The sequence below is a fragment of the Mangrovibacillus sp. Mu-81 genome (assembly GCF_036867415.1).
Lineage (GTDB): Bacteria > Bacillota > Bacilli > Bacillales > Bacillaceae_B > Rossellomorea.
In genome coordinates this window covers 271,107-291,747 of the sequence record NZ_JBAJHU010000003.1, presented here as the reverse complement: position 1 = coordinate 291,747, position 20,641 = coordinate 271,107, and the positions used below count along the sequence as shown (strand labels likewise).

The 20,641-nt window shown below is 40.9% G+C and carries 23 protein-coding genes; 8 read left to right on the top strand and 15 right to left on the bottom strand.

What is annotated here, in order from left to right:
• Positions 1–37: 37 nt before the first annotated feature.
• Positions 38–958 (bottom strand): glutaminase A, encoded by a 921-nt coding sequence (glsA, locus tag V6B33_RS08620; protein ID WP_334217347.1) that lies wholly within the window; start codon positions 956–958, stop codon positions 38–40.
• A gap of 139 nt (positions 959–1,097) precedes the next feature.
• Here glsA and V6B33_RS08615 point away from each other — a divergent pair, with 139 nt between their 5' ends.
• Entirely contained in the window at positions 1,098–1,595 is a 498-nt protein-coding gene (locus V6B33_RS08615) for a peptidyl-prolyl cis-trans isomerase (protein WP_334217346.1), read from the top strand.
• Between the two features lie 127 nt (positions 1,596–1,722).
• Here the strand turns inward: V6B33_RS08615 and V6B33_RS08610 are convergent, their stop codons facing one another.
• Positions 1,723–3,051, bottom strand: a complete 1,329-nt coding sequence (locus V6B33_RS08610; protein WP_334217345.1) for a PhoH family protein — start codon at positions 3,049–3,051, stop codon at positions 1,723–1,725.
• 178 nt (positions 3,052–3,229) lie between these two features.
• Between V6B33_RS08610 and V6B33_RS08605 the strand changes: the two genes are divergently transcribed.
• Positions 3,230–3,832, top strand: coding sequence for a YhcN/YlaJ family sporulation lipoprotein (locus V6B33_RS08605; RefSeq protein ID WP_334217344.1), 603 nt, complete (start codon positions 3,230–3,232; stop codon positions 3,830–3,832).
• 36 nt (positions 3,833–3,868) lie between these two features.
• Here V6B33_RS08605 and V6B33_RS08600 read toward each other — a convergent pair whose 3' ends face one another.
• Entirely contained in the window at positions 3,869–4,324 is a 456-nt protein-coding gene (locus tag V6B33_RS08600; protein WP_334217343.1) for a pyridoxamine 5'-phosphate oxidase family protein, read from the bottom strand.
• Between the two features lie 249 nt (positions 4,325–4,573).
• Between V6B33_RS08600 and V6B33_RS08595 the strand changes: the two genes are divergently transcribed.
• Complete coding sequence (locus V6B33_RS08595; protein ID WP_334217342.1) at positions 4,574–4,774, top strand: YlaI family protein; 201 nt, start codon at positions 4,574–4,576, stop codon at positions 4,772–4,774.
• A complete protein-coding gene (locus V6B33_RS08590; RefSeq protein WP_334217341.1) occupies positions 4,764–5,210 on the top strand; it encodes a hypothetical protein in 447 nt (148 codons plus the stop codon). Before V6B33_RS08595 ends, V6B33_RS08590 begins: the two co-directional genes overlap by 11 nt.
• Positions 5,211–5,262: 52 nt before the next feature.
• On the opposite strand, the gene V6B33_RS08585 is transcribed toward V6B33_RS08590, so the two are convergent.
• Positions 5,263–5,571 (bottom strand): YlaH-like family protein, encoded by a 309-nt coding sequence (locus V6B33_RS08585; RefSeq protein WP_334217340.1) that lies wholly within the window; start codon positions 5,569–5,571, stop codon positions 5,263–5,265.
• Positions 5,572–5,594: 23 nt separating this feature from the next.
• Positions 5,595–7,433, bottom strand: coding sequence for a translational GTPase TypA (typA, locus tag V6B33_RS08580; RefSeq protein WP_334217339.1), 1,839 nt, complete (start codon positions 7,431–7,433; stop codon positions 5,595–5,597).
• A 357-nt stretch (positions 7,434–7,790) separates the two neighbouring features.
• Between typA and V6B33_RS08575 the strand changes: the two genes are divergently transcribed.
• Entirely contained in the window at positions 7,791–7,976 is a 186-nt protein-coding gene (locus V6B33_RS08575; RefSeq protein ID WP_334217338.1) for a YlaF family protein, read from the top strand.
• 98 nt (positions 7,977–8,074) lie between these two features.
• On the opposite strand, the gene V6B33_RS08570 is transcribed toward V6B33_RS08575, so the two are convergent.
• The gene (locus tag V6B33_RS08570; protein ID WP_334217337.1) at positions 8,075–8,866 is read right to left on the bottom strand and encodes an inositol monophosphatase family protein; all 792 of its coding nucleotides are present in this window, start codon (positions 8,864–8,866) and stop codon (positions 8,075–8,077) included.
• 252 nt (positions 8,867–9,118) lie between these two features.
• Positions 9,119–9,313, bottom strand: a complete 195-nt coding sequence (locus V6B33_RS08565) for a hypothetical protein (protein WP_334217336.1) — start codon at positions 9,311–9,313, stop codon at positions 9,119–9,121.
• A 181-nt stretch (positions 9,314–9,494) separates the two neighbouring features.
• On the opposite strand from V6B33_RS08565, the gene V6B33_RS08560 reads away from it, so the two are divergent.
• On the top strand, positions 9,495–10,115 hold the full coding sequence (locus V6B33_RS08560; protein WP_334217335.1) for a YktB family protein: 621 nt from the start codon (positions 9,495–9,497) through the stop codon (positions 10,113–10,115).
• A 45-nt stretch (positions 10,116–10,160) separates the two neighbouring features.
• On the opposite strand, the gene V6B33_RS08555 is transcribed toward V6B33_RS08560, so the two are convergent.
• Together V6B33_RS08555 and V6B33_RS08550 are read right to left on the bottom strand one after the other, a co-directional pair.
• On the bottom strand, positions 10,161–10,433 hold the full coding sequence (locus V6B33_RS08555; protein WP_334217334.1) for a UPF0223 family protein: 273 nt from the start codon (positions 10,431–10,433) through the stop codon (positions 10,161–10,163).
• Between the two features lie 19 nt (positions 10,434–10,452).
• The gene (locus tag V6B33_RS08550; protein WP_334217333.1) at positions 10,453–11,409 is read right to left on the bottom strand and encodes an NAD(P)H-dependent flavin oxidoreductase; all 957 of its coding nucleotides are present in this window, start codon (positions 11,407–11,409) and stop codon (positions 10,453–10,455) included.
• 210 nt (positions 11,410–11,619) lie between these two features.
• On the opposite strand from V6B33_RS08550, the gene V6B33_RS08545 reads away from it, so the two are divergent.
• Positions 11,620–13,089: an aminotransferase class I/II-fold pyridoxal phosphate-dependent enzyme gene (locus V6B33_RS08545; RefSeq protein ID WP_334217332.1), complete on the top strand. Its 1,470-nt coding sequence runs from the start codon at positions 11,620–11,622 to the stop codon at positions 13,087–13,089.
• Between the two features lie 142 nt (positions 13,090–13,231).
• Here V6B33_RS08545 and V6B33_RS08540 read toward each other — a convergent pair whose 3' ends face one another.
• Both V6B33_RS08540 and V6B33_RS08535 read right to left on the bottom strand, forming a co-directional pair.
• Positions 13,232–13,351 carry a GapA-binding peptide SR1P gene (locus V6B33_RS08540; protein WP_074439988.1) on the bottom strand — a complete coding sequence of 40 codons (120 nt, stop codon included), beginning with the start codon at positions 13,349–13,351 and terminating at the stop codon, positions 13,232–13,234.
• A gap of 226 nt (positions 13,352–13,577) precedes the next feature.
• Positions 13,578–14,405, bottom strand: coding sequence for a polysaccharide deacetylase family protein (locus V6B33_RS08535; RefSeq protein WP_334217331.1), 828 nt, complete (start codon positions 14,403–14,405; stop codon positions 13,578–13,580).
• A gap of 534 nt (positions 14,406–14,939) precedes the next feature.
• On the opposite strand from V6B33_RS08535, the gene V6B33_RS08530 reads away from it, so the two are divergent.
• On the top strand, positions 14,940–15,323 hold the full coding sequence (locus tag V6B33_RS08530; RefSeq protein ID WP_334217330.1) for a hypothetical protein: 384 nt from the start codon (positions 14,940–14,942) through the stop codon (positions 15,321–15,323).
• Between the two features lie 121 nt (positions 15,324–15,444).
• Here the strand turns inward: V6B33_RS08530 and lpdA are convergent, their stop codons facing one another.
• From lpdA to pdhA, 4 genes are all read right to left on the bottom strand, one after another.
• Positions 15,445–16,854, bottom strand: coding sequence for a dihydrolipoyl dehydrogenase (lpdA, locus tag V6B33_RS08525; protein WP_334217329.1), 1,410 nt, complete (start codon positions 16,852–16,854; stop codon positions 15,445–15,447).
• A gap of 4 nt (positions 16,855–16,858) precedes the next feature.
• The gene (locus tag V6B33_RS08520) at positions 16,859–18,217 is read right to left on the bottom strand and encodes a dihydrolipoamide acetyltransferase family protein (protein ID WP_334217328.1); all 1,359 of its coding nucleotides are present in this window, start codon (positions 18,215–18,217) and stop codon (positions 16,859–16,861) included.
• Positions 18,218–18,339: 122 nt separating this feature from the next.
• Positions 18,340–19,317: an alpha-ketoacid dehydrogenase subunit beta gene (locus V6B33_RS08515; protein ID WP_334217327.1), complete on the bottom strand. Its 978-nt coding sequence runs from the start codon at positions 19,315–19,317 to the stop codon at positions 18,340–18,342.
• A gap of 3 nt (positions 19,318–19,320) precedes the next feature.
• On the bottom strand, positions 19,321–20,436 hold the full coding sequence (gene pdhA / locus V6B33_RS08510; RefSeq protein WP_334217326.1) for a pyruvate dehydrogenase (acetyl-transferring) E1 component subunit alpha: 1,116 nt from the start codon (positions 20,434–20,436) through the stop codon (positions 19,321–19,323).
• Positions 20,437–20,641 lie beyond the last annotated feature (205 nt).

The following is a 20,641-nucleotide window of genomic DNA, read 5'->3' as shown; positions in this document are numbered from 1 at the left end:
TTGAGAATAGGAGGAATTCCCGACCATTGAATGATTCCTAAAATATACTCCATGAATACTTTGCACTTAACCCTTCGAGCAGCTTTACCCCCGCAAAGCTGTTTCCCACTTCATCTAATGCAGGGCCGAATATTCCGATTCCGCACCTGCCCGGTACACTGCCCATTATCCCGCCGGAAACCCCGCTTTTTGCAGGGATACCCACCTTGATGGCAAACTCCCCTGAGCTGTTGTACATTCCGCATGTAACCATAAACGTCTTGCATATTCTTGCTACATCCCGTGTGATGAGCTGTTTACCACTTTCTGCATCCAATCCGTCATTAGCAAAGACCGCTCCAATTTTCGCCAAATCAACACAGTTCATTTCCACGGCACACTGTTTTGTATACAGAACCAATAAATCTTCTACATTCCCCGTAATGACGCCATGCTGCTTCATAAAGTAACATAATGAGCGGTTCAGATTGGCTGTCTGAAGTTCTGAATATGCAACATCCTCATTGTATGTAACGTTATCGCCGGTCAAATGAGAAATAAATTCAATCAGCCTGTCCCATTTCTCCACGACTGTGTTCCCTCTAATCATATTCGTTACTGCCAAAGCCCCCGCATTGATCATCGGGTTTAGCGGTTTGGATGGCTTATGAGTCTCTAATTTGGCTATGGAGTTGAACGGATCTCCAGTCGGTTCCATCCCAACTCTAGAAAACACTTCTTCTTCTCCATTATCCATCAATACCAAAGCGAGCGTGATGACTTTCGAGATGCTTTGAAGCGTGAACTTTTTCAGATGGTCTCCTGCATAATAGGATTCATTTTCAATGGAATAGATACAAATGGCCAAATCCTCTGGATTTTGGTCGCTTAGTGCCGGAATATAATCTGCCACCTTACCATATGAGGCAAACGGCCTCGCGATCTCCACTAATTCTTCCAAAAGTCTCTGATTTGACATTTTCCACTCACTCTCCTTTCCTCACTAATGTAAGTTTCCCTATTTTCAGTAATTGAAAACAGTGTAATGCTTTCAGTTAATAGTGTGACAAAACCTTTCTTTACCGATATACTAGTACTAATAAAAGGAGGAATCTGCAGTGAAAAGCATCGTACCGATCAAAGGTAAAGTAAAGTTTGTCATCACATTGGATTCCGGAGTATGGATATTTGATGACAGAAAGATTGATTTAACTACTTTTTTTGAAGAAGGCAGTGTTTTAAAAGACGAGCTTGAAGAATATACAAAGGCGGTTTCCAAGCACTGGTCCCGTGAAATCCAAGAGGGTGCCACATATCCGCCCACTTTAAAAACAGAAAAGAAATATGAAAAGGAAAGGATCCTGACAGGTACTTTCGCCATGCCCTTTTCTCCATTTCTCAAAAATGCAGAACCGCTTCAAAGTGCTTCTCATATCATGGTTGAGACTGACACCGGAGAATACAGGTTCGAGATTGACCAAGCAGATGAATTGCTGTTAGGATTTTCCAGTAACGGAAAACCATTAAAGGAAGATGGACCTATTCATATCCTTTTCAAGGACGGCTCCAATAAAGATGAACCGATAAAAAGAGTCAAGGCTTTCCGCCTGGAATAGTCACCTTCATTAACATCCTCTACATACAATAATTAAACCGGAGCAGTAACCCCTGCCCCGGTTTTTTCATATGGTATAAATGTATTTATTTCCTTCGGGCTTGCCTCTTGAAGGAAATCCCGCATCATTATAAAAGGTCTGCAGCCAGCTGGGCAAGACCCGAGCGTTCACCTTTCATCAATTTGACGTGACCGGCTATCGGTTGTTCCTTGAATTTTTCTACTACATATGTCAAACCGTTATTATATTCATCCAGATACGGGTGGTCGATCTGGGCGGGATCACCCATCAAGACGATTTTGCTTCTCTCCCCTACCCGGGTCAAGATGGTTTTCACTTCATGTTTCGTAAGATTTTGTGCTTCATCGATTATGATGAACTGATCTGGGATACTTCTCCCTCTTATATAGGTAAGCGCCTCTACTTCTATAGATGCCATTCCGGCTAATATATCGTCCAGTTCACCAGGTTTTTTAACATTGAACAGATATTCGAGATTATCATATATCGGCTGCATCCATGGTCTGAGCTTTTCCTGCTTTTCACCTGGCAGATAACCAATATCCTTTCCGACCGGTACAATCGGACGGGCTACAAGGAGCTTGTTGAATTTATGAAAATCCTCTGTTTGCAAGAGACCCGCAGCAAGTGCAAGCAGCGTCTTGCCGGTTCCTGCCTTCCCGATCATGGTCACCAGTGAAATATCGTCCCGGAGAAGCAGTTCAGTCGCCATTGTCTGCTGTACATTCCTTGCCTTGATCCCCCACATATGGTCATGATCATATACTAACTTCTTCACTTTCAATCCTGATCCATCAACCATTCCGAGTGCTGATGCAGAACTTCCCAACACATCTTTCATAATGATGAATTCATGCGAATAATACCGTTGTTTTGTAATATCTTTAAGGGTCAATTCCCCTTTTTCATAAAATTTGTTCATTAATTCTTTATCAATATATAATTCATTGAATCCGGTATATATGTCATTAACCTCAACTACCCGATCGCTTAAAAAGTCCTCAGCCTGTAACCCGAGCGCGTCAGCTTTAACCCTCACCAGGGTATCCTTACTCACTAATATCACGGACTTCCCATCCTCTTTGGCCTCTTCCTCCAAAGAAAGATTTTTAGCAACAGCCAGTATCCGGTTATCATTTGTTTTCTCTACAAATATTTCTTGGAGTTCCTGAAAGGACCGGTGATTTAACTCAATTCTTAAAGATCCTCCTGTATATAAAGGAATTTTTTCGTGGAGCTTTCCCTCTTGCCTTAAATTATCGATCAATTTTGATACATGTCTTGCGTTTCGTCCGATTTCATCCATGTAACGCTTTTTGGAATCCACTTCTTCTAATACAACTGCAGGTATAACCACCTCATTGTCCTGAAACGAAAAGATGGCTTGTGGATCCTGTAATAAGACATTGGTATCTAATACATAAATTTTTTTCAAATCGATGCCTCCTGCTCCTCATTTCTTATTACTATTGTATGTAGCCAAAGTTGATCCGGTTATTCCCAGCTACTCAAATAGGACGGCCCGTTTCTTAAAATATATGAATAAACGTATAAAGATAGAAGAAAATTACACAATAAGAATAGATATTGACACTAATTCGGGAGGTTAAGCCATGAACAAATTCATCTCTCTGCTTGTGCTTGCACTCGTTCTCTCTGCATGCGCCAATAAGAATGAGGTAGGGTATGAAAAGAATCCGAAATCTGATCAGAATAAACCAATCACGGTTCAGGACAGTAACATACAGCATGTCGAAAGAAAATCCGGTCAGCAGATTTCAAAGCATCTTGTAAATTTGACCACCGGTGTTCCTGATGTGAAAGACGCGACTGCTGTAGTAATAGGTAAGTATGCCTTCGTTGGGATCGACATAGACGGAGATGTCGAACGGTCCCAGGTTGGATCGATAAAATATTCCGTCGCTGAAGCTTTGAAGGATGACCCTTATGGTGCACAGGCAATTGTTGTTGCAGATCCTGATCTCACTGCACGGTTGAAAGAAATAAGCAAAGACATACAGCGTGGAGAGCCCGGACAAGGCATCATGAATGAACTCTCTGACATTTCAGGAAGACTCATGCCTGAAGTGCCGCGATCTTTGAAACAGACTGACCCTGAGAACGCTCCAAAAGAACCCAGGAAGAAAATGAATCAGAAAAAAGAAAATCAATTGAATCAAGAACAAGAAGACCAGAGTGAAAAGCATATTGACTGACATCAATAGGAAAAAAAGCCATGAAAAAGCTATCGCTTAAGCTTTTTTCATGGCTTCTATTACTTGGCGGTCAAGGCGGTCAGCTGCCGCTTTATCGTATGTTTTCTCATAAGTTGGCTCAGTTGAAATTTTTGATCCGTAAAACATAACATCCCTCACCTCATTGACTGCCAGCTTGATTAACGTTAGTTTAAGCGGTACATCCTCTAGATGAGCTTGTATTACTTCCGCTTTACCGCTGATTGAATAGGTGGATTCATTTGCAATCAAGTTTATGACTGCAAGAGGGTTTTTTTTTATATTTTCCACGATTTTAGATTTATGATTCACAGTGAAAAGCACTGTCCCCTCATCCCTTGCCAAAATCCATGAAACTGCATTGACATTTGGTCCGCCGGTCTCATGATCAACTGTCGACAAAGTTACAAAGCGTTCAGATTGAAGTTCTTCGAATAATACCGGTGTTAAGCCGGGTTCCACTTGATTAGCCATACATTCCCTCCTTCAAGTACTTCTCTGAATCTTCCCTCAGGCAAACGATACTTAACAAGTTGCCTGTATACTTATGACAATTCGTGAAGATAATTTAATTATCCTTCTTTTTTTATTTCTTCTTTTCCATTATACAGCAAGTAAAAAGCGTTAATAAACTGAGAAATAAGTTATTAAAGCGTTTGCTCATACTACATGATATACTGAAAAAAGATATCATATGAGAGAAAAAGCAATGAGGTGTTAAGAATGCGTGTAAAATGTGCTTTGTGTGAAGTAATAGAGAACATTGAAGATTATTCTCTGCAAGCGAAAAGACTTCGAAACAGACCAATCCACACTTATATGTGTGATCCGTGTCACAAACGAATCACACAAAAAACAGAAGATCGAGCCGCTACAGGTAACTTTAATTTATATCGTTCACCTAAAGTGGAAGATGACTTCTAAGTGGATCATCAAAGGTGGCGGAATCGGGATAATTTCAGGAATCCTCCTGGGGTTGTTATTTAAATCCCTTCAGTCTCAGACAGGTATAAAAGTATATGTGCTGCTTCTGAATATTGATTTCATACCCTTTTTGGGGGAAATCCGATGGTCCGAGTTGACAGAATTTCTGTTTCATTTAATCATTTCCTGTATGATCGGAATTCTTTTCACTTTCTCAATCCATTACTTTAATCTTTCCGGGCTGACGTTGTGGATGTTGGCATTTGGATTAACCCTTCCAGCTTTGTTGCTATATTTCCCACTTTCATCCATGGCCATCAAAGAAGTCCCTGTACCCTATGACTCTGTAGGGATTACCCTCTGGCTGACCGGACATCTGGTATACGGTGTATCTCTTCCACTTCTTTATCAGGCAATGCATAAGCCCAAGAGATAGAAAGCTTAAACAATGTAAAAAGCGGCAGTCCTCAACAGACTGCCGCTTTTCATCATACATTTCCTTTTTTCTTTTCATTGTTCAAACGGATCTTATAGATGATCAATATAAGCGCCGCTACCACGAGACCCTCTGCAACCGGTAAGAATATCCCCAGGAATGTCAGCACGGTGCAGCCGACAATCAAGAAGAGATAGATTACAATCGATTTCAATACAGGCAGTTTTTTGGCAAAACCAAGCTTATACACTAAAATCGAGAGGCCAACAATGGTTAAGTAAAGAAGCCACATACCCATTTCCGCATTTTGATCAACACGGTAAAGGGATGCGAAAAAGGATAAACGCTCAGTTACATCCATTTCCTGCTCCCCCTTCACTCAGTTTATTGAGAAACCTTGCTCTTTTTCTCCGCTCTTTCACGTTCATTCTTATCAAGAATTTTTTTACGGAGACGGATTGATTCAGGTGTTACTTCACAATACTCGTCATCGTTCAAATATTCAAGGGATTCTTCCAGCGTCATGATTCTCGCCTTTTTAATCGTAACAGTTTGGTCCTTATTTGCAGAACGAACGTTTGTTGCTTGTTTAACCTTCGTGATATTAACAGTAATATCATTTTCTCTCGTATGTTCCCCAACGATCATACCGCCATAGATTTCTGTCCCTGCTTCAACGAAGATAATTCCACGGTCTTCCACCTGCATAATCCCGTATTGTGATGTTTTACCTGTTTCCATTGAAACCAATACACCTTGACGACGTCCGCCTACACGCCCTTTTTGGAGCGGCTGATAGCTGTCAAATGTGTGGTTGATGATACCATATCCACGTGTAAGGGTCATAAACTCGGTTGAATAACCGATTAACCCACGTGCAGGGACCATAAATACCAAACGGACTTGACCATTACCATTGTTCACCATATCAAGCATTTCACCTTTACGCTGGCCAAGTGATTCAATGACTCCTCCCATATATTCTTCAGGGATATCAATTTGAACACGTTCTACAGGCTCACTCTTCACACCATCAACTTCTTTGATGATTACTTGTGGTTTAGATACCTGTAATTCGTATCCTTCACGGCGCATGTTCTCAATCAGGATAGAAAGGTGCAGCTCTCCACGGCCGGAAACCGTCCACGCATCGGGTGACTCTGTTGGCTCAACACGTAAACTTACATCGGTTTGAAGCTGAGCCAATAAACGTTCTTCAATTTTTCTTGAAGTAACGTATTTACCTTCCCTGCCTGCAAATGGGCTGTTATTCACAAGGAATGTCATTTGTAGTGTTGGCTCGTCAATACGCAGAACCGGTAGTTGATCTTGATGTTCAACCGGACAAACCGTTTCACCAACGTTAATATCTTCCATTCCTGAAACAGCGATCAAATCACCAGCTTTTGCTTCTTGGATTTCTTCACGCTTCAGTCCAAAGAAACCAAAAATCTTTGTTACACGGAATTGTTTAACAGAGCCGTCAAGCTTCATCAGTGCTACCTGCTGACCAACTTTCATCGTCCCTCTGAACACTCGTCCAATTCCGATACGGCCTACATAATCGTTGTAGTCAAGCAGGGCAACCTGGAATTGTAAAGGATCTTCAGAGTTATCGACTGGAGCAGGAATGTGTTCAATGATTGACTCATATAAACACTGCATATTCTCATCTTGTTTTTCCGGATCAGGATCTGTGCTTGCAGTCCCATTGATGGCTGATGCATAAACAACCGGGAATTCAAGTTGTTCATCATTCGCATCCAGCTCGATGAATAATTCCAATACTTCATCAATAACTTCTTCCGGACGGGCTGAAGGCTTGTCAATCTTATTCACAACCACGATTGGTGTAAGGTTTTGTTCAAGTGCTTTCTTAAGAACAAAACGGGTCTGAGGCATACAGCCTTCATACGCGTCAACTACGAGTAAAACACCATCTACCATTTTCATGATACGTTCCACTTCGCCTCCGAAGTCAGCATGCCCTGGAGTATCAAGAATGTTGATACGTGAATCTTTATATTGAATCGCCGTATTTTTCGCCAAGATTGTAATACCGCGTTCTCTTTCCAAGTCATTCGAATCCATCGCGCGTTCTGAAACTTGTTCATTTTCGCGGAAGATTCCAGATTGCTTTAACAGCTCATCCACCAATGTCGTTTTACCATGGTCAACGTGAGCGATGATAGCAATATTTCTAAGATCATTTCTTAAGTTCATATTTCCACTCCTGAATATATTGGATTTCTTTCCTAAAAGGCTAAAGATAAAATATATTTGTTCAACTAGACCATTATAGCACAGCACCATATAAATGCATAAATAATTATAAAAAGATGTGGATGAAGGTGCTGAATTTGTACATGATCCTCTTGTATCCGTCTTTTCAACATAGATGAAAAATCCTCCTGCAAGAAGCAGAGGTCAACAATATAGCATAGATTGAATAAGCCGTTGCACTATCTCCACTAAGTAGGTAGAATTTAAATAGTGAACATTTGCATCGTCTTGTTTTTATCATTTACAAAATGCAGTATTAAAAGACCAATGGAAGAAATATACTCTGGAGGGTTTAACTTGGGAAATATCAAATGGATTTTTGTATTATTTTCAATTCTTGCTGCCGTATCGTTGATGGGGATAGCCATTTCAATAAGTTTAAAGAGTCCCCTTCTGGCTCTGGGAAGTTTATTGGCACTAGTAATCATTATGGGTTTCGGATTCACCACCAAGAAAAGATATCGGGAAGAAGGCAAGTTATAGAGCTCACGGTATCACTGACCTGAATAGTAAATGAACGCACAAAAAGCTGAATGGACAAAATCCATTCAGCTTTTTGTGCGTTTCCAATGCTGACGCAGCTACTTCTTAAGATACTTTTTTAGAATGGTTCTATGCAATCCCGGCTTCGCAGCGAATAATGAACTTTTATGAAGTGGATCAAGATCCTTTCCATCGAGATCTGACACGACTCCCCCAACTTCTTCAATAAGGATTTTACCAGCCGCAAAATCCCAGGGAGCTAAACGCATGCTGATATATGCATCCAGTCTTCCTGACGCGATATAAGCCATTTCGATGGCAGCTGAACCATACGAACGTGTCCCTCTCACCGTTTGTACAAGGGGCGTCAAGAGTGACGGATCAATTTGATTGTTGGATGTCACCGATTGCGCATTCAAAGCAATCACTGAATCCTCCACTGACACATCTTGCAGCACAGGGAGTTTCACATCATCCATATAAGCGCCGCTTCCTTTTTGTGCGTGGTACAGCTCATCATGTACAACATCGTATATGTAACCGAGCTTCCCTGCATTTTCTTCATAGATTCCTATGGAAATGGCAAAATTCCTCTGTTGGTGTACGAAGTTCATCGTACCGTCGATCGGATCAATGATCCAGGTGACACCGGATAATTCCTTGAATTCATCACCAAACCCTTCTTCCCCCAAGATTTGATGATCCGGGTAATTGGTCCTTATTTTTTCAATGAAGAACCTCTCAGTTGCTTCATCCATATCCGTTACTAAATCGTTCCGATTTGATTTAGTCTTGATATTCAATTCAGCATGAAAGGACTCCCTGATGCGCTTACCGGCTTCCGTAATCCACTCTTTCACTTGACCGTCTAATTCAACCCAATTTGTCAAAACATTAACCTCCAATACAAAGTCAAAACAATTAACGATACTTTTAATATCAACTTATTTACAGAGTTTAACCAATTCTCCACTACTCCTTTAGCTATTTAGCTTAATAGAAAAATGTGGCTGTTTCAAGTTAAACACCCTGGGGCATTTACTATACAAAAAAGCGAACTCATCTTTTCAGATCGGGAGTCCGCTTTAACCAGTCTTTATTTTTCTCATCATATACTTTATACCTTCCCAGGGATCAAAGCTTTATAAAGCCTTCATTTTTATTAATTCTTCTCGAATATTCATTAGTTTTTCTTTGGATTTTGTTTGATTCTCATTGTTTTTTGTTTGGATAGCTTCGAACAATACAGCTAGTTCATAATCCATCTCGAGTCTTAATACATTTAAACGCTGTTGCTGGACATCACGTTTTTTTGACGTATTCATTACTTGTTTCAAGGTCCTGCACCCCTTCCGAGTTTTTCGATTTATCTGATTGTTCTGATAATATTTAATACATATTATGAAATTCCATCTCATCTTGTAACTAAAATGTGCAGACACCTATTTGAAGGTTCTTTAGTACATGGCATGCGAAACTATGTGTTAAAATAACGGTGTTAAATAAGGAGGCTGCAATATGAAATTCAATGGATTTAATGATGATGACTTTCAAGTATTCACAATTGATGGACTAGAAAATAGAATGGAAGCCATCCAACAACATATACGCCCTAAACTTGAATATTTAGGTGAGTATTTTTCACCAGCTCTCAGCACGATGACAGGAGACGAAATGTTTTATCATGTGGCTAAACATGCACGCCGCTCTGTAAACCCTCCTGACGATACATGGGTAGCATTTGCCAACAATAAGCGCGGGTATAAGAAACATCCCCACTTTCAGATCGGCTTATGGAAAACCCATCTCTTCATTTGGTTCGCGATGATTTATGAAGCACCTCATAAAGCAGAATTCGGTAAAAAAGTTGAAAAAAATGTCGATGACATCAGATCAATCATCCCCCCGCACTTTGTCTGGTCTGGAGATCATACAAAGCCCGAAGCTGTATCATTTTCTTCATTGTCCCGGGACGAATTCCTTGCATTAAGTGAACGAGTTCAAAAAGTCAAGAAAGCTGAAATCTTATGCGGGCTTCACATGGATCGTAAAACAGTTGCTGAACTTAGCGGTGATGAGTTGATTCACAAGATTGAATCTGTCTTTGAAACACTTTTACCCCTTTATAAAATGAACTAAACCATGTGCATATAAAAAAACGACAGCCTGGCCGGCTGTCGTTTCTTACTTCATGCTTATCCAGTCCTGGTCCTCGGACTCTTTCATTTTTTGTACCACTTGATAAGACGAATACCCGCTCGATTGTTCGAATTCACCGCAGATTTTCTTCTCCTCTGACTTACTCGGTACGATCTCCTTGAATCTTCGATAGCGGGCCATCAAGTCTTCTTTTTTTATCTTTTTTTCATATGCGTTTTCAATCGTTTCAAAAAAAGCAATGACATCGATTACTTCCTCAGTTGTCCAATCCATAGAGAAAGGATATTGATATTCCATTATGTTCAACAACTCCTTGCTAGTTCCAACTGCTTCGTATTTTTTCAGCCTCGCCGATCATTCTCTGAATCAGCTTCTCAACAGTAGGGATATCTGTGATCAGTCCCATGACTTGACCTGCCCACCCGAAACCTTCTGCTTTATTACCTTGATATATATACCGCTTATTAGCCTCCCCGCTGATGAATGTTTTTAATCCATCATAACCAGCTTCTTCTTTCTCAGCATGCAGGATCCTTTCAGTCCATTCATTAGAAATGGCCCTGGCCGGTGCACCAAGAGAGCGTTTGATCACTACTGTATCATTCTCGCCTCCCTCAAGCAACGCTTGTTTATATTCTTCCGAAGCATGTACACATTCCTCAGTTGCAATAAACCTGGTGCCCATCTCCACTCCTTCAGCCCCAAAACTTAAAGAAGCCATCAAACCTCTTCCGTCACCAATCCCACCTGAAGCGATGACAGGAATTCCGACTGCATCTACTACTCCGGGAATCAATACAAACGTTCCGATATCGTCTTTACCTAAATGTCCGCCACCCTCATGGCCGACTGCCATCACAGCATCCGCACCCAATTGTTCTGCCTTCACCGCCTGCCTTTTTGATGCTACCAATACAAGCTTGATGATATCTGTTCCTTCAAGCTGTTTAAATAAAGGGGCAGGATTTCCCCCTGTAATAGAAACAACCGGGACATCTTCCTCAATAGCAGCATCCACAAATTTCTCAAATGGTCTTCCATGCTGTCCGATTGCAAAGTTGACGCCAAAAGGTTTATCCGTCAGGTTCTTCACTTTCCTGATTTCATCCCTTAACTCATCGGGGTGATCAAGTGACATTGCCGTTATTTGCCCGAGCCCCCCTGCATTGGATACTGCAGCTGCCAATTCAGCATAGGCCAAATGTGCAAGTCCTCCCTGGATAATGGGGTACTTGATGTTCAATAATTCTGTTACTCTTGTCGTCCAGTTCAATTAAATCCCTCCCACTACCCACGTATTCTCTAAATGATAAATATTTTCCTTCAAGTTGATTAAAATGTTATAGAACGGGCAAATACCACTATGCAAAGAAATGCCTAAATGCTATAATTCTTTTGTTTGAAAAGACTATTATCGCAAGTAGTTTACAAATATGTCATCCTACTGACTATATACAAACATATCAAAGAGGTGTTGAATGAATTGTCTCAAAATGAAACGCCGTTATTTACCGGCTTAATTGAACATAGTAAAAAGAATCCCGTCCAGTTTCACATACCCGGACATAAGAAAGGTGCAGGGATGGACCCCGAATTCAAAAAATTCATCGGTGAAAATGCCTTGAGTATCGATCTGATCAATATCGGACCTTTAGATGACCTGCATCAGCCAAAAGGAATGATCAAGAAAGCGCAGGACCTTGCCGCAGTAGCATTTGGTGCAGATCATACGTTTTTCTCGGTTCAAGGTACAAGCGGAGCCATCATGACTATGGTGATGAGCGTTTGCGGACCTGGGGATAAAATCATTGTCCCAAGGAATGTACACAAGTCCGTCATGTCCGCGATTGTTTTCTCCGGCGCAACTCCTATTTTCATTCATCCGGACATCGATGCAGAATTGGGAATCTCTCATGGAATCACCACAGATGCAGTTTCGAGAGCATTGGAACAGAATCCAGATGCTAAAGGAGTACTTGTCATCAATCCAACATACTTTGGAATTTCGGCTGACTTAAAAAAAATAGTTGAAATTGCCCATTCCTATAATGTTCCGGTACTGGTAGATGAGGCTCATGGAGTCCATATCCATTTTCATGATGATCTCCCCTTATCAGCCATGCAGGCAGGAGCAGACCTTGCGGCAACAAGTGTTCACAAGCTTGGAGGCTCAATGACACAAAGTTCAGTGTTGAATATGAAAGAAGGTTTGGTTTCAGCAAAGAGAGTTCAGACTATATTAAGCATGTTGACAACAACTTCCACTTCATATCTGCTCCTCGCTTCACTGGACGTTGCGAGAAAACGTCTTGCAACTGAAGGCCATGATTTAATCAGCACTACCATTAAGCTTGCTGAAAAAATCAGGGATGAAATCAATGCCATCGATGGTCTATACTGTGTCGGTAAGGAAATACTCGGTTCGAAAGCAACACATGATTATGACCCTACGAAATTAATCGTATCGGTGAAAGAATTGGGGATCAGTGGGTTTGATGCTGAAAAATGGCTGCGTGAAGCTTACAATATCGAGGTCGAAATGTCGGATCTTTATAACATTCTCTGTATCATCACGCCTGGCGACACGGATATCGAAGGCAGTCAATTAGTCACAGCACTAAGAGAGCTCTCGGCTCAATTGAAAAAACACGGGGACATCACTCCAGTAACGGTCATGCTGCCTGATATCCCTGTTTTGGCCATCACACCGCGTGATGCCTTTTACGCAGAAACAGAAGTCATTCCCATCGATGAATCTGCCGGCAGAACGATTGCAGAGTTTATCATGGTATATCCTCCGGGGATCCCGATATTCATACCTGGAGAAATCATCACTAAAGAAAACATCAATTATATCAAGACAAACATCGAAGCCGGCCTGCCTGTTCAAGGACCTGAAGATTATGACCTGCGTCACTTGCGAGTGATTAAAGAACATCGGGCGATACGGTAAACTCACTTCCTGAAGACCCCATCTGCAGATGGGGTCTTCAGGTGTGATTCGTCAAAAATAAAAAGGTGAAGAAGTCTGAGCTTCTTCACCTTCACTATATGAGACCCCTTTAGTAAGAACTTCTCCGTTCTCCCCCGTAAAATTAATCGTCTATTTCTACATCATCATTACATTCGCAGCAATTAGAGAATAAAACAGAAACCTTCTCATCTTCGTAATGTTCAATTGTGTTTAGGCATGATTGACAAACAATTGTTCCCATCTTTTTTTCCTCTCCTTTAATGATGTTTTGTAAGCGCTTTATCTTAACTGACTCTATAATAATATAACACATTAAAAAAATCAACCTTTAATTGTATAACATATTTAAGATATTTTTCTTTTAAATTATCACATTTATGAATAATATGCGTTTATTGGCTGTAAAATACCTGCGGCAATCAAGATTTTCAGAACAAAAAAACCTGAACGAATTCAGGTTTTTTGAGTCATGGGGTTTGAATTTTGCTTGGATCGAGGGTTTCGTAGCCTTTATCCCTGAGACCTTTTACAATGTCAGTCAAACCTTCGCTGGTCCATGTTCGGTCATGCATCAGGAGGTTTGCACCATTATTAAGATACGGACTGTTAACCATTATATCTGTAATGGCTTCTTTTGTTTGATACTGCTTCACCCAATCATATCCGTATGTCCAATTCATCAGAGCCATCTTTTCTTCCGCAGCTATTTGTCTGCTGTATTCCGTATTCAAGCCGAATGGTGCCCTGAAAAATTTAGGGCGTTCTCCTGTAATCGACTCGACAAGATCATTTAGTGAAAGTATCTCTTCTTTTTGCTGTTCCGGAGTCAGATCCGGTAAAGAACTATGACCATAAGTATGATTCCCAATGGCAAATCCCATTTCATGAATCTTTTTTAATGTTTCCTTTTCTTTGGGAGTATCCAGGAAATGTCCATTCACGAAAAAGATTGCAGGAGCTTCCAGGGCATTCAAATCTTCAGCCATTTTTAACGCATGTTCATCTGGCGCATCATCAATCGTCAACAAAACGACTTTCTCATTTTGATCAGCAATCGGCTGGACGCTCCAATTTGCTTCGTTTATTTTGTACTGTGGCTCCTGAACAGCTTCTTCCTGATGCTCTGGAGCTGCTTTTTCATCTTTCGCTTCTTGTTCAGGTTCCATTATTTCTGGTTTTTCCTTTTGTTCTTTCGTTTCCTCTACCGGTTCAATCTCTTTAGAAACGTTGACCGGTCCAACTGTACACGCGGTTAACATTAACAAAGTCGTACCTGATGCGATAATCTTTTTCATCCTTCTCACCTTTCAACAATCACTTTGAATATTTTAACATAATCTGCGTGAATCTGGATTGTATTTAAAAAATTTCCATAATATTTTCAAATACTATTTTAAAGGCAAAAAAGCACGATAAACTGAATGAGGTTACAAATAGGGTCAATTTCCTGGATTGAACGATTTTTTTAGCCGCTGTAAACGCCAGGTAAAAAAACAGTATGAACATGATCCATTTATACTCCACCTGATCTTTGACTGAGATCCATTCTGCAATATAGAAAATGCTCCACAACATCATCTGAATGAGAAAAGCAACATAAAATTTCATGTTAAACATCCTTTGTTCTCCATTATTTCTATTAATGAATTGATTAACATAGTATATTCCTGGAATGTTACTTTCATTATTGATGTCTTTTCATTTCTGTAACATTTCAATGACTTATCCCTTTTTCATTTTTTCGTATGATAAAATGTGACCAACAGATAGGTCTTTATACGCATTAATCACTTAAGTTCATGGGCATCGCTAAGAAAAGAGGATGATGTATGAAACATTTACTTACCTTGATTATGTTAGCATCAACAGCGTTACTTCTCACTTCATGTAATGATATAGCTGCAGATAGGGTAGTGTTGGCAGAGGATCGATTCATAGAAAGACAGGTCATCTTTTTCACAGATGAAAGAAATATATCAAAAGAAGTTGCATACTATGATGCCATCATTGAACTTAAGAATAAGTATCCAGAAGATCTTAAACACTTGGAAGTAGTCGATTACAGTTCAGATGAATCCAATCCAAACGTCCAATCCCCCGTTTATCCAGCCATCGTCGTTGTAGATAATAATCAGGTTGTCACTAAGATTACAGGAAATTCACATAAAGATGAGATTATAAAATCTGTTTCCGATGCAGTTGAAAATTGGTGAGATCCATATTATGGTATGAAACCAAAGCAACAGATTTCATGTTTTCATACCCCAATGACTAATTTCCTTTTATAGAATAAAAAAATGACCCTTCATTCGGAAGGGTCATTTCTATATTCTATTACTTAACGATGTGGATTGGGCTTCCCATCGCAACTTCTGCTGCTTCCATGGAGATCTCACCAAGTGTCGGGTGAGCATGAATGGTCATCGCGACATCTTCAGCAGTCATTCCGGATTCAATCGCAAGTCCAAGTTCAGCGATCATATCAGATGCACCGGAACCAACGATTTGAGCTCCGATGATAAGACCATCTTCTTTACGGGTTACAAGCTTCATGAAACCTTCGGAAGAATTAAGAGCGAGTGCACGGCCATTCGCAGCAAATGGGAACTTGGCAGCCACCACTTCAATTCCTTCTTCTTTTGCTTCTGCTTCCGAGTACCCTACAGTTGCCAATTCAGGATCTGTGAAGCATACCGCAGGAATTCCAAGGTAATCAATTTCAGCAGGTTCACCGGCAATTACCTCAGCAGCGATTTTTCCTTCATAAGATGCCTTGTGAGCTAGTGGCGGTCCATCAACGATATCACCAATCGCAAAGATATTAGGAATGTTCGTACGGCATTGCTTATCAATTTTGATAACACCGCGGTCTGTCATTTCAATTCCCACTTCTTCAAGACCGATTTCATCCGTATTAGGACGACGTCCCACTGTAACCAGTACATAATCTGCTTCAACTGTTTTCTCTTCGCCTTTTACTTCGTATTTAACTACGACTCCGCTGTCACTTTCTTCAACGCCTTTAGCCATTGCTTTTGTGACAACTTCAACACCTTTTTTCTTTAATCCTTTTTTCACAATCGTTGTCATCTGCTTTTCGAATCCGCTTAGAATATCATCAGCACCTTCAAGAATTGTTACTTCTGAACCTAAGTTTGCATATGCAGTTCCAAGCTCAGTGCCAATATATCCTCCGCCGATTACAACGAGCTTGCCTGGGATTTCTTCAAGTGCCAATGCACCTGTTGAATCAAGAACACGCTTAGAGAACTTGAAGCTCGGAATTTCAATCGGACGTGAACCAGTGGCAAGAATCAAGTTATTGAACTTATATGTTTGTGCAGAGTTATCATCCATTACACGCAAAGTGTTTTGGTCTACAAGGTAAGCTTCACCGCGAACGATTTCTGCTTTGTTTCCTTTAAGCAGTCCTTCTACACCGCCGGTAAGCTTTTTGACTACGCCGGATTTCCATTCCTGTACTTTATCAAAGTTCACTTTAACGTTTTCTGCCACGATCCCCATATCATCGGAATGCTGTGCTTGATGAAAACGGTGTCCAGCAGTGATAAGTGCTTTTGATGGGATACAGCCAACGTTTAAGCAAACGCCGCCCATATTTTCTTTTTCAATGATCGTTACTTTTTGTCCAAGTTGTGCTGCACGGATCGCTGCAACATATCCACCAGGACCTGAACCAACTACTATCGTATCTGTTTCGATTGGGAAATCTCCTACTACCATCGCATTACGCCTCCATTAATAATAATTCTGGATCGTTCAACAAACGCTTGATGTGGTTAAGTGCATGTTGAGCAGTAGCTCCATCAATCATACGGTGATCGAAGCTCAATGATAATGCTAACACAGGTGCTGCTACAATTTCACCATTTTTAACTACAGGTTTTTCTGCAATTCGTCCGACTCCAAGAATCGCAACCTCTGGGTGGTTGATTACAGGAGTGAACCATTGTCCGCCGGCAGAACCGATATTCGTGATTGTGCATGAAGCACCTTTCATTTCATCGCCTGACAGTTTACCGTCACGTGCTTTACCCGCCAATTCATTGATTTCATTTGAAATCGAGAACATTGATTTACGATCGGCATTTTTCACAACAGGCACTAATAACCCTTTATCAGTATCAGCTGCGATCCCAATGTTGTAGTAATGCTTTTGTACGATTTCACTTGTTGAATCGTCAATGGATGTGTTCAATGCCGGGAATTCACGAAGTGCACTTGTCAATGCTTTGACGATGTATGGTAAGAATGTCAATTTAACACCCTTCTCAGCTGCAACTTCCTTGAACTTTTTACGATGTGCCCAAAGCTTTGTAACATCAATTTCGTCCATCAATGTCACGTGTGGAGCAGTGTGTTTAGAGTTAACCATCGCTTTAGCGATTGCTTTACGCATTCCGCTCATCTTCTCGCGTGTTTCTGGGAATTCACCTTCAGGAGCTTTAGGAGCTGCCGCTTTAGTTTCTTCCTTAGCATCTTCTGCTTTTGCCTCTGCAGCAGGAGCTTCAGCTTTTGATCCGCCGCTTACGAATGAATCGACATCTTCTTTCATTACGCGGCCGTTTTTACCGGAACCGGAAACTTGACGGATTTCCACTCCTTTTTCTCTAGCATATTTACGTACAGAAGGCATCGCAATTACCCGTTTGTTTGGATCAACTTCAACATCCGCAACTGGAGCACCTTCAGCTTTTTCTTCTTCAGCTTCTGGAGAAGCAGCTTTGTCAACATTCTGACCTTGTTCAGCTGTTCCTTGAACTTGGCCTTCTGTTTTTTCTTCTGCTTTAGCGTCTTCTTTCTTAGCACTGTCGCTATCGCTTCCTTTAAACTGAAGGTCTTCATAGCCTGGTGCATCGAACTTAATCAATGTATCACCTACAACTGCTACAGTCCCTTCATCTACTAGAAGCTCTTCAACTGTACCAGCTACTGGAGATGGAATTTCAACTACTGCTTTATCATTTTGGACTTCACATAGTACATCGTCTTCTTCTACTTTATCGCCAGGTTTAACAAACCACTTTACGATTTCACCTTCATGGATACCTTCACCAATGTCCGGTAATTTGAATTCGAAAGACATGGATTCTACCTCCTGTATTGAATAATATATAGATGAATGTTTAATTTTTTCTTTGTCTGTTATCTCTATTTAAATGGGAAAAGAGAAGGGTGTGAACCCTTCTGTTTTCTCGGATGAATCAATTAAAATTCAAGTACTTTCTTCGCAGTTTCAATAACATCCTTATGGTTAGGAAGCCAAACAGGCTCTGCTTGAGAGAAAGAGTATACAGTATCTGGTGCCGTTACGCGAAGAACAGGAGCTTCCAGGCTAAGGATTGCACGGTCATTGATTTCAGCAACGACATTAGCAGAGATACCCGCTTGCTTTTGAGCTTCTTGAACGACGATTGCACGGTTCGTTTTCTCTACAGAAGCCATGATTGTATCGATATCCAGCGGACTCACAGTTCGGAGATCAACAACCTCTACTGAATACCCGTCTTTTTCAAGCTCTTCAGCAGCTTTGATAGATTCATGTACCATTGCACCGTATGTGATGATGGACAGGTCTTTACCTTCACGCTTCACTTCGGCTTTACCAAGTTCAATTGTATATTCCTCTTCAGGAACCTCCTGACGGAATGAACGGTATAATTTCATATGCTCTAGGAAGATAACCGGATCGTTGTCTCGGATCGATGATATTAATAATCCTTTTGCATCATAAGGTGTTGATGGGATAACTACTTTCAGGCCAGGCTGCTGTGCCATTAAGCCTTCTAAGCTGTCAGCATGAAGTTCCGGAGTATGTACCCCGCCGCCAAATGGTGAGCGAACTGTGATTGGTGCAGTATAAGTTCCGCCGGAACGGTAACGCATACGTGCCATTTGTCCAGAGATTGAATCCATCACTTCGTATACGAAACCGAAGAATTGGATTTCTGGAACTGGACGGAATCCTTCTAATGCTAGTCCGATCGCTAAACCGCCGATTCCGGATTCTGCAAGTGGTGTGTCAAATACACGGTCTTCACCGAATTCTTTTTGAAGTCCTTCCGTTGCACGGAATACACCACCGTTCAGACCTACGTCTTCACCAAAAACCAGTACGTCTTCGTTGTTACGCAGTTCTGTGCGCAGTGCATCAGTGATTGCTTGAATCATTGTCATTTGCGCCATGGCTTATTTCGACTCCTTTTCTTTGTAAATTTCCAATTGTTCTTTTAAGTTATATGGAAGTTCCTCATACATGTTATTGATGAAGTCAGAAACTTTTTGTTTTGGCTCTCCATCTGCTTTTTTGATTGCTGCTTTAATATCTTCTTTCGCTTCTTCGATTACTTCATTTTCTTTCTCTTCGCTCCATAATTTTTTCCCTTCAAGGAATTTACGGAAGCGAACTAATGGATCTTTCTTTTCCCAGTCAGTATCCATTTCAGAAGTACGGTAGCGAGTAGGATCATCTCCGGCCATTGTATGCGGGCCATAACGGTAACACATTGTTTCGATTAATGAAGGGCCTTCTCCGTTAACCGCACGTTCTCTTGCTTCACGTGTAACAACGTAAACCGCCAATGGATCCATTCCATCTACAAGGATTCCTGGGATACCGGCGGCAACAGCTTTTTGGGCAATTGTTTTACCGGCAGTTTGCTTATCACGTGGTGTAGAGATTGCAAACTGGTTGTTTTGAACAACGAAGATTGCCGGAGCTGAATAAGCACCTGCAAAGTTGATTCCTTCATAGAAATCACCTTGTGAAGAACCGCCATCACCGGTGTATGTGATTGCAACTGCTTTTTTACCGCGCTTTTTAAGACCTAAAGCAACTCCTGCTGTCTGGATGTATTGTGCTCCGATAATGATTTGTGGAGATAATACATTCACTCCTTCAGGTGGCTGGTTCCCTTTAAAATGTCCACGGGAGAATAAGAATGCCTGGTATAAAGGAAGCCCGTGCCATACAATTTGAGGAACATCACGGTATCCAGGAAGGATCCAGTCCTCTTTCTCCAAAGCAAAGTGAGAAGCAATTTGTGATGCTTCCTGTCCTGCTGTTGGTGCATAGAAACCTAAACGTCCCTGCCGATTAAGTGAAATTGATCGTTGATCAAGAATACGAGTGTAAACCATGCGGCGCATTAATTCCTGAAGATCCTCATCCGATATTTCCGGCATTGCGTCTTCGTTTATTACTTCGCCTTCTTCGTTTAAAATTTGAAACATTTCAAACTTATCTTCAATCTGCTCGAGCGTCTTTACTGCATCGAATTGTGCCTTCTTTGATTTAGAAGCCATCGAAGTCACCTATCCTTTCTGTATACATTTATTTTGGTTTTTTACATACAAAGTTTAGATTACCCAAATTCAGTATGACCTACCACTATACTTGCGGATAAACATTATAGATAGTTTTCCACAAATAAGAAGAAAGAAAACCCATATTTGCATATTAGGTTATCTGTATTAGTCTGTCTTCCACATCAACTAATACAACTTTTAC